The organism is Vagococcus proximus (genome assembly GCF_029143285.1).
Lineage (GTDB): Bacteria > Bacillota > Bacilli > Lactobacillales > Vagococcaceae > Vagococcus_D > Vagococcus_D proximus.
Genome location: NZ_JAPDSH010000002.1, coordinates 94,968 through 109,413, shown reverse-complemented (window position 1 = coordinate 109,413; position 14,446 = coordinate 94,968). Strand labels below are relative to the sequence as shown.

At 36.0% G+C, this 14,446-nt stretch carries 14 protein-coding genes; 4 read left to right on the top strand and 10 right to left on the bottom strand.

Going from position 1 to position 14,446, the window contains the following annotated elements; all coding sequences use genetic code 11:
• The first annotated feature begins 209 nt into the window (after positions 1 to 209).
• Positions 210 to 1,175 carry a diacylglycerol/lipid kinase family protein gene (locus OL233_RS03120; protein WP_275470919.1) on the top strand — a complete coding sequence of 322 codons (966 nt, stop codon included), beginning with the start codon at positions 210 to 212 and terminating at the stop codon, positions 1,173 to 1,175.
• A 40-nt stretch (positions 1,176 to 1,215) separates the two neighbouring features.
• Here OL233_RS03120 and recD2 read toward each other — a convergent pair whose 3' ends face one another.
• The 3 genes from recD2 to OL233_RS03105 form a co-directional block, all read right to left on the bottom strand.
• Positions 1,216 to 3,831, bottom strand: coding sequence for an SF1B family DNA helicase RecD2 (recD2, locus tag OL233_RS03115; protein WP_275470918.1), 2,616 nt, complete (start codon positions 3,829 to 3,831; stop codon positions 1,216 to 1,218).
• 161 nt (positions 3,832 to 3,992) lie between these two features.
• Positions 3,993 to 4,904 carry a dihydrodipicolinate synthase family protein gene (locus OL233_RS03110; protein WP_275470917.1) on the bottom strand — a complete coding sequence of 304 codons (912 nt, stop codon included), beginning with the start codon at positions 4,902 to 4,904 and terminating at the stop codon, positions 3,993 to 3,995.
• A 44-nt stretch (positions 4,905 to 4,948) separates the two neighbouring features.
• Positions 4,949 to 5,638, bottom strand: a complete 690-nt coding sequence (locus tag OL233_RS03105) for an N-acetylmannosamine-6-phosphate 2-epimerase (RefSeq protein WP_275470916.1) — start codon at positions 5,636 to 5,638, stop codon at positions 4,949 to 4,951.
• Positions 5,639 to 5,819: 181 nt separating this feature from the next.
• Here OL233_RS03105 and OL233_RS03100 point away from each other — a divergent pair, with 181 nt between their 5' ends.
• A complete protein-coding gene (locus OL233_RS03100) occupies positions 5,820 to 6,710 on the top strand; it encodes an ROK family protein (RefSeq protein ID WP_275470915.1) in 891 nt (296 codons plus the stop codon).
• Positions 6,711 to 6,719: 9 nt separating this feature from the next.
• Here OL233_RS03100 and OL233_RS03095 read toward each other — a convergent pair whose 3' ends face one another.
• Positions 6,720 to 7,343, bottom strand: coding sequence for a CatA-like O-acetyltransferase (locus OL233_RS03095; RefSeq protein WP_275470914.1), 624 nt, complete (start codon positions 7,341 to 7,343; stop codon positions 6,720 to 6,722).
• Positions 7,344 to 7,483: 140 nt separating this feature from the next.
• On the opposite strand from OL233_RS03095, the gene OL233_RS03090 reads away from it, so the two are divergent.
• On the top strand, positions 7,484 to 8,071 hold the full coding sequence (locus OL233_RS03090) for an HD domain-containing protein (RefSeq protein ID WP_275470913.1): 588 nt from the start codon (positions 7,484 to 7,486) through the stop codon (positions 8,069 to 8,071).
• Between the two features lie 21 nt (positions 8,072 to 8,092).
• On the opposite strand, the gene trmL is transcribed toward OL233_RS03090, so the two are convergent.
• Together trmL and OL233_RS03080 are read right to left on the bottom strand one after the other, a co-directional pair.
• Complete coding sequence (gene trmL, locus OL233_RS03085; RefSeq protein WP_275470912.1) at positions 8,093 to 8,599, bottom strand: tRNA (uridine(34)/cytosine(34)/5-carboxymethylaminomethyluridine(34)-2'-O)-methyltransferase TrmL; 507 nt, start codon at positions 8,597 to 8,599, stop codon at positions 8,093 to 8,095.
• 216 nt (positions 8,600 to 8,815) lie between these two features.
• Positions 8,816 to 9,661, bottom strand: coding sequence for a methyltransferase domain-containing protein (locus tag OL233_RS03080; RefSeq protein ID WP_275471182.1), 846 nt, complete (start codon positions 9,659 to 9,661; stop codon positions 8,816 to 8,818).
• 112 nt (positions 9,662 to 9,773) lie between these two features.
• On the opposite strand from OL233_RS03080, the gene OL233_RS03075 reads away from it, so the two are divergent.
• Positions 9,774 to 10,418 carry a copper homeostasis protein CutC gene (locus OL233_RS03075; protein ID WP_275470911.1) on the top strand — a complete coding sequence of 215 codons (645 nt, stop codon included), beginning with the start codon at positions 9,774 to 9,776 and terminating at the stop codon, positions 10,416 to 10,418.
• Between the two features lie 47 nt (positions 10,419 to 10,465).
• Here the strand turns inward: OL233_RS03075 and mgtE are convergent, their stop codons facing one another.
• The 4 genes from mgtE to yjbM are packed head-to-tail and all read right to left on the bottom strand — an operon-like array spanning position 10,466 to position 14,298.
• Positions 10,466 to 11,827 carry a magnesium transporter gene (gene mgtE, locus OL233_RS03070; RefSeq protein WP_275470910.1) on the bottom strand — a complete coding sequence of 454 codons (1,362 nt, stop codon included), beginning with the start codon at positions 11,825 to 11,827 and terminating at the stop codon, positions 10,466 to 10,468.
• Positions 11,828 to 11,848: 21 nt separating this feature from the next.
• Positions 11,849 to 12,748, bottom strand: coding sequence for an RluA family pseudouridine synthase (locus OL233_RS03065; protein ID WP_275470909.1), 900 nt, complete (start codon positions 12,746 to 12,748; stop codon positions 11,849 to 11,851).
• A 13-nt stretch (positions 12,749 to 12,761) separates the two neighbouring features.
• Entirely contained in the window at positions 12,762 to 13,586 is an 825-nt protein-coding gene (locus OL233_RS03060; protein WP_275471181.1) for an NAD kinase, read from the bottom strand.
• Positions 13,573 to 14,298 (bottom strand): GTP diphosphokinase, encoded by a 726-nt coding sequence (gene yjbM, locus OL233_RS03055; RefSeq protein ID WP_275470908.1) that lies wholly within the window; start codon positions 14,296 to 14,298, stop codon positions 13,573 to 13,575. Before yjbM ends, OL233_RS03060 begins: the two co-directional genes overlap by 14 nt.
• Between the last annotated feature and the right edge of the window lie 148 nt (positions 14,299 to 14,446).

The following is a 14,446-nucleotide window of genomic DNA, read 5'->3' as shown; positions in this document are numbered from 1 at the left end:
CCTCCTAGTTTTGATTACGCGGGATGGTTGATGAACCGCGTCGAGGTCATTGTCCTATGATTACTTCCCTCAATAAAGCAACCGCTTTACATTATAGGCTAATCAATTTAGAGTTACAAGTCTCTTTCAAAGAATAATTTTTTTATTAAAGGCCTTCTTACAAATCCGAGTTTTTTTGATATAATAAACGTCTACGAAGGGAGTTTTTTATGACAGACTTACACTTGCACTTACTTATTAACGAAAAAGCTGGCAGCGGTACTGGTAAAAAAGCTGCTGAACATGTTAAACATTACCTAAACACTCATCATATTTCATATGACACTCATATATCAGAGTACCACGGACATGCTGTCACACTTGCTAAGCAACTTCTTAATTCAGTATTAGCTCCCTGGTCTTCCAAATTAAATGACACTAATACTCATTTCCCTTTACTTGTTGTCCTTGGAGGCGACGGCACACTTCATGAAGTGATTAATGCTTTTGGTGAACATACTGATATTCCTATCGGTTATATTCCTTGTGGTTCTGGCAACGACTTTGCTAGAGGTGTCAACTTAGAACGACAGCCCGTTGAGGCTCTTGAACACCTTTTACAACTTAATGAACCTGATTTTTATAACACACTTTGTTACAAAGATAATAACACAGGTGATGTAAACTACTGCTCAAATAATATTGGCATAGGTGTTGATGCTAACATTGTGGCAACTGCTAATCACTCCACAGCTAAAAAGCAACTTAACAAGTTAAAAATAGGGTCACTGAGTTACCTCACAGCGGCTACTAGTGTCATTTTTAAACAAAAAGGGTTTCCTTTAACGCTTATCACTGACGATGAGACAACTGCATTCAACAATACTTTTTTATGTACGACAACCAACCACCCCTACTTTGGTGGTGGGGTTGCTTTAGCACCTTTCGCTGATCCTAAAAAAGAAGACATGACCATTATGATTGTTGAAAGAATTGCCTTCCCGAAATTGGCTCGTTTAATTGGTCAACTCCTTAGACGCAAACATCTCGCTTCTAAATACTTGCATCAATATAACACGACTGAAGCTAGGCTTATAAGCAACACACCACAATATGGTCAAGTTGACGGTGAGGAAATGGGCTATCGCACCTTTGATATAAGCTTTACTACAAAAAAAAGGCTATTCTGGCTATAAAAAAAATAACCTAATGCTATCTTAGCATCTGGTTATTTTTTTACATGAAATCGTATGGTGTGACATTTCCCATCCCTATCATAGGATCAACATTGCCTGCTTGAATTGAAACATCCATTTGCTTTTCACCAACAGCAGCTTTAACAGGCTCTGAAATAATCGAACATTCCTCTTCTATCTCATCAAATAATGAGACTTCTTTTACTTGTTGTTTCTCTCGAATTACCACTTCATCTTCAGTTTTAAATTCTTTAGCTTTTAGTTCTTTAAGTTTTTCTTTCGGAATTGGATCATATGAACCTAAGCCTCCATCAATATCTTCTGTGGATTCTGCCAGTAATCCAGACTCATACGCCTCAAGTTGGGTTCTTACTGCAAGTGACATATCTCCAGCTGAAATAATGCGTTCCTGTAATGTCGTCTGACGGTTGTCACCTTCATTTTTTACACACCTGTCAAAAGCTTCTGGTTCCCCAATTAGAATAAGTAAATCTTTACTCCGCGTTAATCCCGTATAAAAGAGGTTACGCTGTAACATACGCTGATACTGCTTCACCATTGGTAGAATTACCATTTTAAATTCACTACCTTGTGATTTATGAATAGAGCAACAATACGATAGCGTAATCTTATTCCACTCATTACGTTTATACGTGACCTCATTACTATCAAACTCGATAGTTAATTCATCAACCTTATCATCCGATTCTTTTGCTAAAGTTATCCCTACAATTTTCCCCATATCACCATTAAACACATTAGACTCTGGACTGTTAACCAAGTGAAGAACCTTGTCTCCTATTCGGAATACCTTATCGTTCCATTTCACTTCTTTACGTTGACCTGTTTCATTAGGGTTGAAAATTTCTTGCATCATATTATTAATATTATCAATCCCTGCAACCCCACGATACATCGGTGCAAGTACTTGGATATCAGTTGGTGTGAAGCCTTTTGCTTGTGCTTTCGTTACAACCTGCCTTATCACTTCTTCAATCTGATAAGCACTTGCACGTATGAAAGAGCGATCACTTTTGTTTTGAGCAAAATCAGCTGGCAACCTACCATCCTTAATATCATGAGCCAGTGGAATAATACTCGACTCATTCTCTTGGCGGTATATATCTATCAACTCACAACTCGGAATATCTTCAATTGCTAACAAATCATGTAGCACTTGACCAGGTCCTACTGAAGGCAACTGGTCTTTATCTCCAACAAAAATGACTTGCATATTCGTTGGAATAGCTTTTAATAAAGTGTTTGCCAACCATGTGTCAACCATTGACATCTCATCAACAATTAAAAGCCCGCCTTCTAATTCTTTCGCACTTAGACTAGCATTTTTTTCGCGCCCATTTAAACCTAGTAGACGGTGAATGGTGCTTGCTGGTAACCCCGTTGTTTCGTTCATCCTCTTAGCTGCACGACCGGTTGGTGCAGCTAGTAAGATAGGAAAAATATCATTTGTATAATCGTCAATATCTAAGGATAATCCATTTAATTCTGCAAACAGGTTTACAATCCCATTAATAACAGTTGTCTTACCTGTACCTGGTCCTCCTGTTAAAATAAACAAGGGTGATTTAATTGCTTCTTTTATGGCTTGGATTTGAGAATCACCATAACTTATCCCAAAGTTCTTTTCAATCATCTCCAAATTAGACGTGACATCATCATCGTTATATTTAATTGTCTTCTTGCGACTTAACAAGCGTTGTATAGCCGTTCCAACACCCCACTCTGAAAAGAATAATGTATTCTCATAAAGGTGTGTCCCTTCTTGTTGCATCTTACCTTCAGATACCGCAGAGATAATCTCTTGTGCCACTAAATCAGGCGCTATGGTGAACGAACGGCTCATCTCTAATGTCCGTATCGCCTTTTTCAATAACACTTCAGCATCGACATACGTGTCACCTGTTTCTAAACAACTGCTCAATAATTCGTGAGTTATTGCTGCTCTAATTCGTTTAGGTGAGTCTGCAGCATAGCCTAGTTGTTCAGCAATAGCATCTGCTTTTTTAAACCCAATTCCTTCAATATCTTCCGTCAACTGATATGGATTTTCTTGGATAACAGTCAATGTTTCTTCTTGATACGTTTGATAAATTGCCATCGCCAATTGACTCCCAAAGCCATACTGGTTTAAACCAATGACGATTTGCTCCATTCCATAATTCAAACGAAGTGTTTCTAAAATCATCTCTCGCTTACTCTTTGTTAATGACGTCACTTCTTCTAAGCGTTTTGGGTCATCTAAAATAATGTCAATCACGTTGTCACCTAGTAAATCAACCATATTTTCGGCCGTCTTTTTACCAATACCTGGAAATTTACTTCCCGATAAATAAGCAATTAAGCCGCTACCAGATGTTGGTTTTTCTTGTTGATAATTATCAACTTGGAATTGTTGACCATACTTAGCATGGTCAACCAACTTACCCACAAAACGGTAACTCTCTTCTTCTTGGATTTGACCAAAACTACCTGTAACAACAATCTCGCTCTCTTCGAATGCTGTATTTGTATCTACAACCTTAACAAGCATTACTTTATAAAAGTTGCTAGGATTCTGAAAGAAGATCGCTGCGACTTTACCTACAACATAATTCTCTTGGTGGTTAATTTCAGTATCTCCGAGCGTATCTATCATTTCATTTCCTCCTTTATTTGTCCAATTACTATCTTACTATCATAGTATCTCCTATCTATAATAACAAGAAAAAAAGACGTAAACTAGTCTTAATTATAGAGAGTTGTTAGAAATAAAAAAGAAACTAACTTTCGTTAGCTTCTTTTTGGTTTAAACATTAATTAACAAAATTTTGAGATAGCAGCGTCGATCATTTCTTTAGCTTCTACTACGCTCGCTTCACGATCTTTCGCAACTGGTGATAATGGCCCACGTACGCGTCCTACTTCCACACCATTCATACCTAAAATAAGTTTCATTACATCATATAAGTTTCCACCATATGATAACATTTTAAAGATAATTTCATTGATTGCTGTTTGAATTTCAAATGCTTTTTCCATATTTTTCTCTTTAATGCATTTATCAGCTTCCAAGAATAACTCTGGCATTACACCATATGTTCCACCAATCCCTGCATCAGCACCCATCACACGACCACCAACAAATTGCTCATCTGGACCATTAAAGATGATAGATTCTTTTTCTGAGTTAAGTTTAAAAACATTGATATCCATTACAGGCATAGATGAATTTTTAACACCAATAACTTGGTCTTTTTCCATCATCTTTTTGAATAAATCAACAGATAAGGCATAGCCTGTTGTTTGAGGAATGTTATAAATAATGAAATCTAAAGAAGTTGCTTCAATCATGCTTGTCCAGTAAGCTTCAATAGATGCTTCAGGAAGCACAAAGTAAATCGGTGGAATAGCTGCTAAAGCATCTACGCCTAAACTTTCAGCATGTTTAGCTAATTCAACGCTATCACGAGTTGATGGAGCAGCAATATGAGCAATAATTGTCATCTTGCCTCCGACAGCTTCCATCACGTTTTCTAATACTAGTTTACGTTCTTCTACTGTTTGATAGATACATTCCCCTGAACTACCACCTACATATAATCCTTTTACACCTTTTTCTAAATAATAAGTTGCCAGTTTTTGAATACGTTCTGGACTAATATTACCTTCGTCATCATAACACGCGTAAAATGCTGGAATAATACCTTTGTATTTATCTAAATTTTTCATAATATAACACTCCTTATATTTTTAACTAACTTTATTTCAGTTAGCTATTCTTGAATTTTATCTATGAAGCGCTGCGTAATCTCCTGAGGTCTTGTAATTGCACCACCAACTACCACTGCATAACAGCCTAAATCAAGAGTCCGTTTTGCTTTATCTGGTGTGTCAATTTTTCCTTCTGCAATAACAGGTTTTGTTGATTTTTTTATAAATTCTTTTAACACTAAAAAATCATCTGAAGCAATATTCATACCTTCTGTTTCTTCCGTATACCCATGCAATGTTGTCCCTATAAAATCAAACCCTAGTTTACAAGCATGTTCTGCTTCTTTTACTGTTGAGCAATCCGCCATTAATAAAATATTCGGATACTCTTTTCGTATTACTTCAATAATATCTGATAAATGCTCACCATTAGGACGTTCCCTTAGAGTTGCATCACAGGCTATGATTTCGCATCCTGTGTCAGCTACTGCACGCATCTCTTTGATAGTAGGTGTAATAAAAACAGGAGAGTCTCCATAGACTTGCTTCCAAATACCAATAACTGGAACCTTTACTTGTTTTTTTATTTCTAAAATATCTTTTGGTGAATTAGATCTTATCCCCACAGCACCTGAACTTACTGCTGCTATAGCCATTCTTCCCATTATATGAGAGCTATGTAATGGTTCTGTTTCAAGTGCCTGACACGATACGATTAATCCTTTAGTTATTTCTTTACTCTTATCTAACATATACTTTCCTACCTATCTTTAAACTTCTTTCATAAATGAATACGATTACAACGTAATCTTATCATAAAGAAATAAATTACACAATACAAAAAATAATGAAACTTATTTTCATAAAGCGATTGATTATACCAAGATGAAGTGCTATGCTTTAATTAAAATCAGTTAAAAAGGAGTGTACTTTATGGATTCAAAACCTTTATATTTGGCTTTTGATGTAGGTGGCACTACAATTAAATATGCGTTACTCTCTAATGATACTAAACTTTATGAGTATCATAGTGTGCCCACACATAAAAATTATGATGAACATATTTTGACAACCTTGAAACAGGTTAGCTTAGATTTAATGAAACACTATCCTATAAAAGCTATTGGGATTAGTACAGCTGGTATTGTTGACACAGTACAAGGCGAAATCAAATATGCTAACCCTTTAATTCCTAATTATACAGGTACGAAAATAAAAGAAACTTTAGAAGAAGTTACTGGCCTTCCGGTCTCTGTTATTAATGATGTCCAAGCTGCTTTATTAGGTGAAGTTTGGCAGCAACAACTCCCACCAAAAACTTTTTGTTTAACACTTGGAACTGGTATTGGTGGTGCTTTTTTAAACCATGACTCCCTATATATTGGTGCTCACAATTATGAAAATTCTATTGGTTATCTAAATTATGATAGTAAAACTGATACTTACTGGGAACAACGTGCCTCAACGATCACTTTAGAGAAAAAATTAGTTAAGGATTTCAATATATCCGTTCCTGAAGCTTTCGAATATGCTCGATCTGGTCAAAATAGATTTGTTACACTTATTGATGAATGGATTAGTGAAATAGCAAAAGGTGTTTCTTCTATAATTTTATTATTAGATCCCCACACTATTCTTATTGGGGGTGGCGTGTCAAAACAAAATGATTATATTCTTCCAATTTTAAGTAAAAAAGTCGATGAACTTCTTCCACCCAACTTTTTATCAGTTTCTTTCAAAAGTCCTACTAGCTTTAATAATAATGCCTTAATTGGAGCCATCTATCCCTTTTTAAACAGCGAAAAAGAAGCTAACAAAAGTTAGCTTCTTTTTTTATAGCTCTTCTATTTTTCGTGCAAGTGTTTCATAGAATAACCCCAGATGATAGCCATCCACTAATCGGTGGTTTACTTCTATACTTAGAGGCAGTTGTAATCGGCCTTCTTTTTCAACATATTTCCCCATTGTCACCTTAGGAATTGAATCATCCTTATCAATATAAAATTGATTTTTAAAAGCTGTAAAATTCAACCAAGGAACCATAGAAAAATGAATTAACTGATCTAACGGAAACTCAATGTCTGGAAAGTACTCTGTTTGGTCATCTGACATCTTTTTAGCTCGTCTACAAAACTCTAATAAGTCTTCTCCTTTTTCCAATGTCACCCCTTTATACAAGGTCTCTCCTTTTATCATATCTGTAAACGACGGAATGAGTCTATCATATAGAACAACATCTTCCCCTTGAATTTTATATCTAAAATTTTCAATACTATCCAAACTCTCTGTCACTAAGTAAACCAACGCATAATAAAATGACACACCTTTTTCTTTTGCCACGCTCTTTAAATTAGTAACATCAACATCCACTGTTATCTCATACATCGGAACATCTCTCTGCGAATGGACATTAAAATGAGCCAATCTATCCCAGTTCTCTTTATCAATTCGTTTCATAACATATTTCCCCTCCACCTATTACTTTCTTCTTTATTGTGCCTAATTCCTTTCAAAATAACAAGTTAAATATAAAACGTTTACAATACTATTTTAAAAGAGTACTCTTTAGTTAGGTAATATCACCTATGACAACAGAAATGAGGCGTATAATGAAAAGCAGAGAATTACTTGATATTCTACAGATTGCTGAACGTTTGAAAGACACCACTAGACACTGTTATACCTCACAAGGTCGACATGAAAGTGTTGCCGAACACACTTGGATGATGACTCTCACGGCTATGCTACTAGAAGATGAGCTGACTAACATCGACATGACTAAAGTCATCAAAATGTGTCTCATACATGACCTTGGTGAATGTTTCACTGGAGATATTCCAACATTTGATAAGACCACAGAACATGAGATCCTTGAACAAAATAAACTTAATGATTGGTTGGGATCACTTCCTCAAAAAACAACTGTCACTCTAACTCAACTTTTTGATGAAATGAATGCACGAGAAACTCCCGAAGCGAAAACCTATAAAGCACTGGACTCATTAGAAGCCCTAATCCAACATAATCTTTCTGATATAAACACTTGGAGCGAGAATGAATTTGACTTAAATCTTGTCTATGCCGATGATAAAGTTCAATTTTCTAGCTATCTAACAGAGCTAAGAGAGGCAATTAGAAGTGATACATTAGACAAAATAAATGCAGCTGATAAAAAAAGAGACTAGAAAATATTCTAGTCTCTTTTTTTAATCTAATTTATCATTTTCATAATGATGTGTTAATTCTAAATTAGGAAAACTCTGCTGACGCAACGCTTCATAAACAACTAAAGCTGCTGTATTTGATAAGTTTAATGAGCGAACATGTTCATCATTCATTGGAATACGGATGCACTTTTCTTCATTCTCACGCATAAAGTCTTCCGGTAAACCTGTTGTTTCTTTACCGAACATAAAATAGTGATCCTTACCATCGTTATAATCCACATCGCTATAGACATCATGTCCAAATTTTGTAACCAAGTGCAATGAGATATCTGGATTTTTCTCTAGAAAATCTCCTAAATCTTTATAATAAGTGATTGCCACATCATTCCAGTAATCTAAGCCTGCTCGTTTAAGCTGCTTGTCATCTGTTGAAAATCCTAGTGGTTCAATAAGATGTAAAGGGGTGTTTGTTGCCGCACATGTACGTGCGATATTCCCTGTATTAGCAGGAATAACTGGTTCGTATAATACAATATGATTAGCCAAAGTGTTGCCTCCTATATATAATTACCTCGTTATTTTGACAAAAAAAAGAACGTATCGCCTCGGTGTCAATTCACTGCGAGTCGCTACGTTAGTGAAGTATCTTTCACTAACTTTTATCAGAACAGGACTCTGATAAAAACTATCGAAAAATATCTTAAAACAACTATACCAAAGCCCCTATGTAAAAGCAATAGGTCTTTACCATTGAAAACGTTTTTATTCCCCTATTAATACTAAAACGTCTACTGTGATAAATTCTATTGAGGTTTCTTGTGCTTTCCTTAGTGACTCAGGTGATGCCCCCCATTTTAACGGTGACATAGCTAATAAATCTTCTTGACGTTCTGTTGGAACAGGCACTTGATAGGTTAAGCGTTCTTGTGAAATTAAGGTCATCTCTTCTTTAAATTTCGTTACTACTTTTTCATTACTATACGTTTGTTTTTCTTTATCGTCTTGATAAAAAACCTCTCGCATTTCTTTTAAATAATTTTCTTCAGGTACTACTTTTATCAAGCGACCGCCAGGTTTCAAAACACGTCTAAATTCCTCATAATGACTTGGTGAAAAAATGTTTAATAAATGCGTCATACTTTGATCCGCAAACGGTAGTGTGGTAATATCTGCTACACACCAAAAAGCATCAATATCTTGGCTTGTTGCCAACGCAACCCCATCTTTTGAAATGTCAAAACCAATTTTAGTACCTTCTAACCCTTTATCTGTTAATTCTTTTAAAAAGCTTCCTTCTCCGCATCCAATATCAACGATACTTTCTATTGATACTTCTTGGCTGGCTTCTAAAATACGCTGAATCAATGGCTCATATAATCCGATTTGAATCATTTTTTGACGGTGACTTAACATCTCTTTGTCATAGTCCGTTTTAATTTGATGGTTGATGAAATTGATGGTCCCTTTTTTCGCTAAGTCAAAACGATGTTGTTTGCGGCAAATTAAGCTATAGTCTTTATTTATCATCGCTTTACGACATTTTGGACAACTGAATAAATCACCATGTTCCTCTAAAAATTGTTTTCCTTGATCTATTTTTTTAAGCAGCATAAACTCATGCTCCCTTCCGTTTTTATCTTTATAATCATACCATATAACACCTCTTAATATGGTACAATTATGCCATAAATACTAATCACGAACGAAAAGAGGTTTTTTTATGTTAATCAAAGAATTTTGCGCAGAAAACTTTACAAATATTCCCGCGGCCATTCATAATGGTGCGAAACGCATTGAACTATGTGACAACCTTACTGTCGGTGGTACAACTGTCAGCCCAGGTGTTATGTCTGAAACCTATGACTATTGTCATGAAAAAGGCATTACAGTAATGAGTATCATTCGTCCTCGTGGCGGTAACTTTCTTTACAACGATACAGAATTGAAAATGATGGCTGAAGATTTGACAACTGCAAAAGAACGCGGAACAGATGGAATTGTTATCGGTTGTTTAACAGAAGACAACTGGATTGACGAAGAAGCGATGCTAGAATTCATCAAGTTGTCAGATGGACTGCAACTTACTTTCCATATGGCTTTCGATGAATTAAGTGTTGACGACCAGTTCAAAGCCATTGATTGGTTAGCTAAATACGGCGTTCAACGTATTCTAACTCATGGTGGAAAAGCTGGAACACCGATTATGGATAATATTGATCATCTTACTAAATTAGTTGACTACAGTGATGGTCGCATTATTATTTTACCTGGTGGTGGCATCAATCACGAAAATTGTGATGCTGTTGCAACTGCCTTAAATGTTACTGAAATCCATGGTACTAAAATTGTACCTTTAGACATCTAAACTCAAGAGAAAAAGCGTGCCTTCCTAGTTAGGAAAGTACGCTTTTTCTATACAAAGTAGCCCATAAATAGGCTCGCAATATTGAAATAAATCAAGACACTGGTTAAATCACTCAAAGTAGTGATGAAAGGACCGCTAGCAACTGCCGGGTCAAACCCTAGCTTATCCATTACCATTGGAATTAAACTACCTGCTAGATTGGCAACCGTAATAGCAAATAGCATCGCAATCCCAATAACAAATCCTAATGGGAAGTTATTTTTCCAAATCCCAACAACTAAGAATATTGATACCCCTGTTACAAATCCTGTTACCAGGCCTGTCAACACTTCACTTAAGATCAAACGGAAAAAACCACTGTCTTTATCATCTTGAATAGCAAGACGTCGAACAGCAACGGCTAATGATTGTGTACCCGCATTCCCCGCTGTCCCTGTAATCAATGAAATAAAAACAGCTAAGATACTAGCTTCACTTACTAATTCCTCATAACGGCCAATTAACGTCGCCGTTGACATACCAAGAAATAATAAGGTAATCAACCACGGTAACCGTTTCGATGCTGCCTTAAATGGATTTTCACTTGATTCTTCAACATCGACCCCGGCTAAACCAGAGTAATCACTAGCAGCTTCTTCATCAATAACATCGATGATATCATCAACCGTAACAATTCCCATCAAGTGGTCATCATAATCTGTGACCGGTACTGCTAAGAAATCATAATCACGAATTGTACGTGCAACATCTTCTTGGTCATCGCCGACTTTTACTGAGATAACACGCTCACTCATAATATCACCAATCATGACATCATCTTCATTAATAATCAAATCTCTTAATGAAATAACACCTAATAAGGTATTTTCGCTATCAACCACGAACACATAATAAATCGTTTCGGCAGCTTTTGCTTCATTTTTAAGTAAATACATTGCTGAACGAACTGTTTGGTTGGCAACTATTGATACATACTCTGTTGTCATAATTGAACCGGCAGTTTCATCTTCATAATGGAGTAATTCTTTAATCTCACTAGCACTTTCTGCATCCATTAAACTTAGATATTTAGAAACACTTGCTTTATCTAATTGATTAAGTGTGTCAACCGCATTATCGGTGTACATCTCAGCTAACATATCTGCCACGTAACTTGGTTTCATTTCTTTTAAATACTCTTCAACATCTTCTTCATCTTCTTCAATAACATCAAACATATCCGCCATCTCTTTAGGTGACAAATACGTATATAACCGTTGACGTTCTTCTTCATTAAGCGTCAAATAAAATTGCCCTTGCTCATAAATATGAAGCTCAAAGAACTGCTCCCTAAATTCAACTAATTGATCTCCTTGAAGAATGGTCAATAAATACTCATACTGCTCTTCGATTGTTCCTTGGCCATCCATCCTACTTCTCTCCCTTGTGCTTTACTCTACCATTTGATTATAAACAACTAACATATCTGGTGCTAACGGTAACTGACAGTGAACTACTTCCTTTGTAAATGGATGAGTAAAAATCAACTCCCCGCAATGGAGTGCTTGTCGTTCAATCCCTTGTGACACATCACCATGATACATCTCATCCCCTAAAAGGGGACACTCAATGGCTTCAAAATGAACTCTGATTTGATGAGTTCTTCCTGTATGCAACTGAATATCTACTAAAGCGCTAGTCTCTGTTCTTTTCATTAACCAATATTCTGTTTTTGATTCTAATCCACCTGGTCCTGTCTGTCTTTTTAAAATCGAATCTGGATCGCGTTCAATTTTTAATGTTATTATATCGTGCTCTTTAAGACTATCAACCGCTCCTCCAACAAGGGCTTGATATTTTTTAATCACACGCTTCTCTCTTAACTCTTGATCTAACATGGCATGAGCAAATCCATGTTTAGCAAATAACATCAGTCCAGTTGTATCTCGGTCTAGACGTGTTACAACATGAACCACCTGATCTTTATAGCCTTGTTCGCAGATATAATGTTTTACTCTGTTTGCCATTGTTCCATTAGGATGATACTGTGCTGGAATTGAAGCCACATCGTAAGGTTTATTGACAATCAAATAATGGTCATCTTCAAATATGATTTCAAGTGGCGTTTCATCTCTAAGAAGAGTCTCATGCTCTTTCTCATCAGGAATTTCAATAGCTAAGACGTCATCTGGTTGTAAGTAATACAACACATTTTGCGTCGTACCATTCACTGAAATATGTCCACCTTGAAACTTCACCTTTGCAAGCAACCCTCTCGAAATACCTTGCGCTTTTAAAAAAAATTTTATTTGCTGGGGTTCACTCTCAGCATAGGTCCAACTAAACATCATCTTTTTGACTTCCTCATTCCTCTGTACTTTCTTCGATAAAGGCATCTTTTACCCGACGCCAAAAATGGGTATGGCGATATGACGTAAACTTAATGCGTTCGTTCGCCACACTGAAGGTTAATTCTTTAACACTCGATTGTGGAATAGACAACTGGTCAACTGACAACAAATAATCATCTGCTTCATCCAACTTCATCGTAATCCATTCATTGCTTGCAATAACTAGAGGCGAGCCTAGTGTTCTATAAACACGATTGTTTAATGATGCAATTTCAGTCAACTGCAGAGCGTTGATCCGAGGATGTATAATTGCACCTCCCATGCTCTTGTTATAAGCAGTTGAACCCGTTGGCGTTGCAACCGATAGCCCATCTCCACGGAATCGTTCGAAAAAGTCTTCTTTAATAAAGACATCTGCTACCATAGTCTTGTTAACCCGACGAATCGTACACTCATTTAAAGCTAAAAAGTGTCGTGATTTCTCTGCTTCTTTATGTTCAATATAGACATCTAAAAGTGGATAGCTCACACTTTCACCTTCATCTGCAACTAAACTTTCTACAAGTGCTTCAAGTTCATAATCTCGCCAATCTGTATAAAATCCTAGATGTCCGGTATGAATCCCTAGAAACCTGACCTTTGATAACATATGAGAATAACGATGAAACGCTGACAATAACGTCCCATCTCCTCCAATTGAAATGACGATATCTGGTTCTTTTTCATCAATTTTTATTTCTGTATCCGCAAGTAATTGCTTTAAACGGATTTGTGCACGTTGCGATTTTATTGAATCATTTGCAACGATTGATACTTTTACCTTATCAGGTGTCAACATGTTCATTCACGTCACCTTCTGGATTATTTTTTTCAAATTCAATTTGCTCTAACTCACGTTTTTTCAGAAACGCTTGGTAATAATGATCCTCTTTTTTACCACGACCATGAGAGAATAAATGTTGAGCTTCTTGAATCTCTTCACGAATTTCTGACATTTCTTCGTCAAGTAAACTAGCAGCTTCAGATGCTTTACGTAAACGTTCATTTATTTCTTGTGGAAATTCGCCTTGATATTTGTAGTTGAGTGAATGTTCTATCGTCGCCCAAAAATTCATCGCCAAGGTTCTAATTTGGATTTCTGCAAAAATTTTCTTTTCACCCGTTACCAATTGAACCGGGTACTCGATAATTAAATGATATGAGCGGTAACCACTTTCTTTTTGATTGGTTATATAATCACGTTCTTGAACAACTCGCATGTCTTTACGCAAGCGAATTAAACGGACCACTTCATAAATATCATCTGTAAATTGACACATAATTCTAAGACCTGCAATGTCTTGCATTTCTGTCTCTAAACGGTCTAAAGGTATTCCTCTAAGCTTTGATTTTATTTTAATACTATCTGCTGGCTTTACACGACCGGTTACAAACTCTATTGGCGCATGTTGGTTGTTATCACGAAATTGCTTTCGTATCCCTTTTAATTTGATTTTCATTTCTGACACCACTTGTTCATAAGGTGCAATAAATAATTCCCAATTATCCATCTCAGCAAACCTCTTTTTTACTTTATTTTACTTGCCCAATAACTCACGCTTTATTTTATCACAAAAATGACGAAAAAGTTAGCGTTGTACATAGGCTATTTGTTAAAAAAAGATTGACTATTCTTAATTTTTTAGAGAGAATATTCTT

Excerpts from the sequence above, each read along its gene's own strand:
- OL233_RS03120 (WP_275470919.1), top strand. The coding sequence starts at position 210 with ATGACAGACTTACACTTGCACTTACTTATTAACGAAAAAGCTGGCAGC.
- recD2 (WP_275470918.1), bottom strand. The coding sequence starts at position 3,831 with ATGATAGATACGCTCGGAGATACTGAAATTAACCACCAAGAGAATTAT.
- OL233_RS03110 (WP_275470917.1), bottom strand. The coding sequence starts at position 4,904 with ATGAAAAATTTAGATAAATACAAAGGTATTATTCCAGCATTTTACGCG.
- OL233_RS03105 (WP_275470916.1), bottom strand. The coding sequence starts at position 5,638 with ATGTTAGATAAGAGTAAAGAAATAACTAAAGGATTAATCGTATCGTGT.
- OL233_RS03100 (WP_275470915.1), top strand. The coding sequence starts at position 5,820 with ATGGATTCAAAACCTTTATATTTGGCTTTTGATGTAGGTGGCACTACA.
- OL233_RS03095 (WP_275470914.1), bottom strand. The coding sequence starts at position 7,343 with ATGAAACGAATTGATAAAGAGAACTGGGATAGATTGGCTCATTTTAAT.
- OL233_RS03090 (WP_275470913.1), top strand. The coding sequence starts at position 7,484 with ATGAGGCGTATAATGAAAAGCAGAGAATTACTTGATATTCTACAGATT.
- OL233_RS03075 (WP_275470911.1), top strand. The coding sequence starts at position 9,774 with ATGTTAATCAAAGAATTTTGCGCAGAAAACTTTACAAATATTCCCGCG.
- mgtE (WP_275470910.1), bottom strand. The coding sequence starts at position 11,827 with ATGGATGGCCAAGGAACAATCGAAGAGCAGTATGAGTATTTATTGACC.
- OL233_RS03065 (WP_275470909.1), bottom strand. The coding sequence starts at position 12,748 with ATGATGTTTAGTTGGACCTATGCTGAGAGTGAACCCCAGCAAATAAAA.
- OL233_RS03060 (WP_275471181.1), bottom strand. The coding sequence starts at position 13,586 with ATGTTGACACCTGATAAGGTAAAAGTATCAATCGTTGCAAATGATTCA.
- yjbM (WP_275470908.1), bottom strand. The coding sequence starts at position 14,298 with ATGGATAATTGGGAATTATTTATTGCACCTTATGAACAAGTGGTGTCA.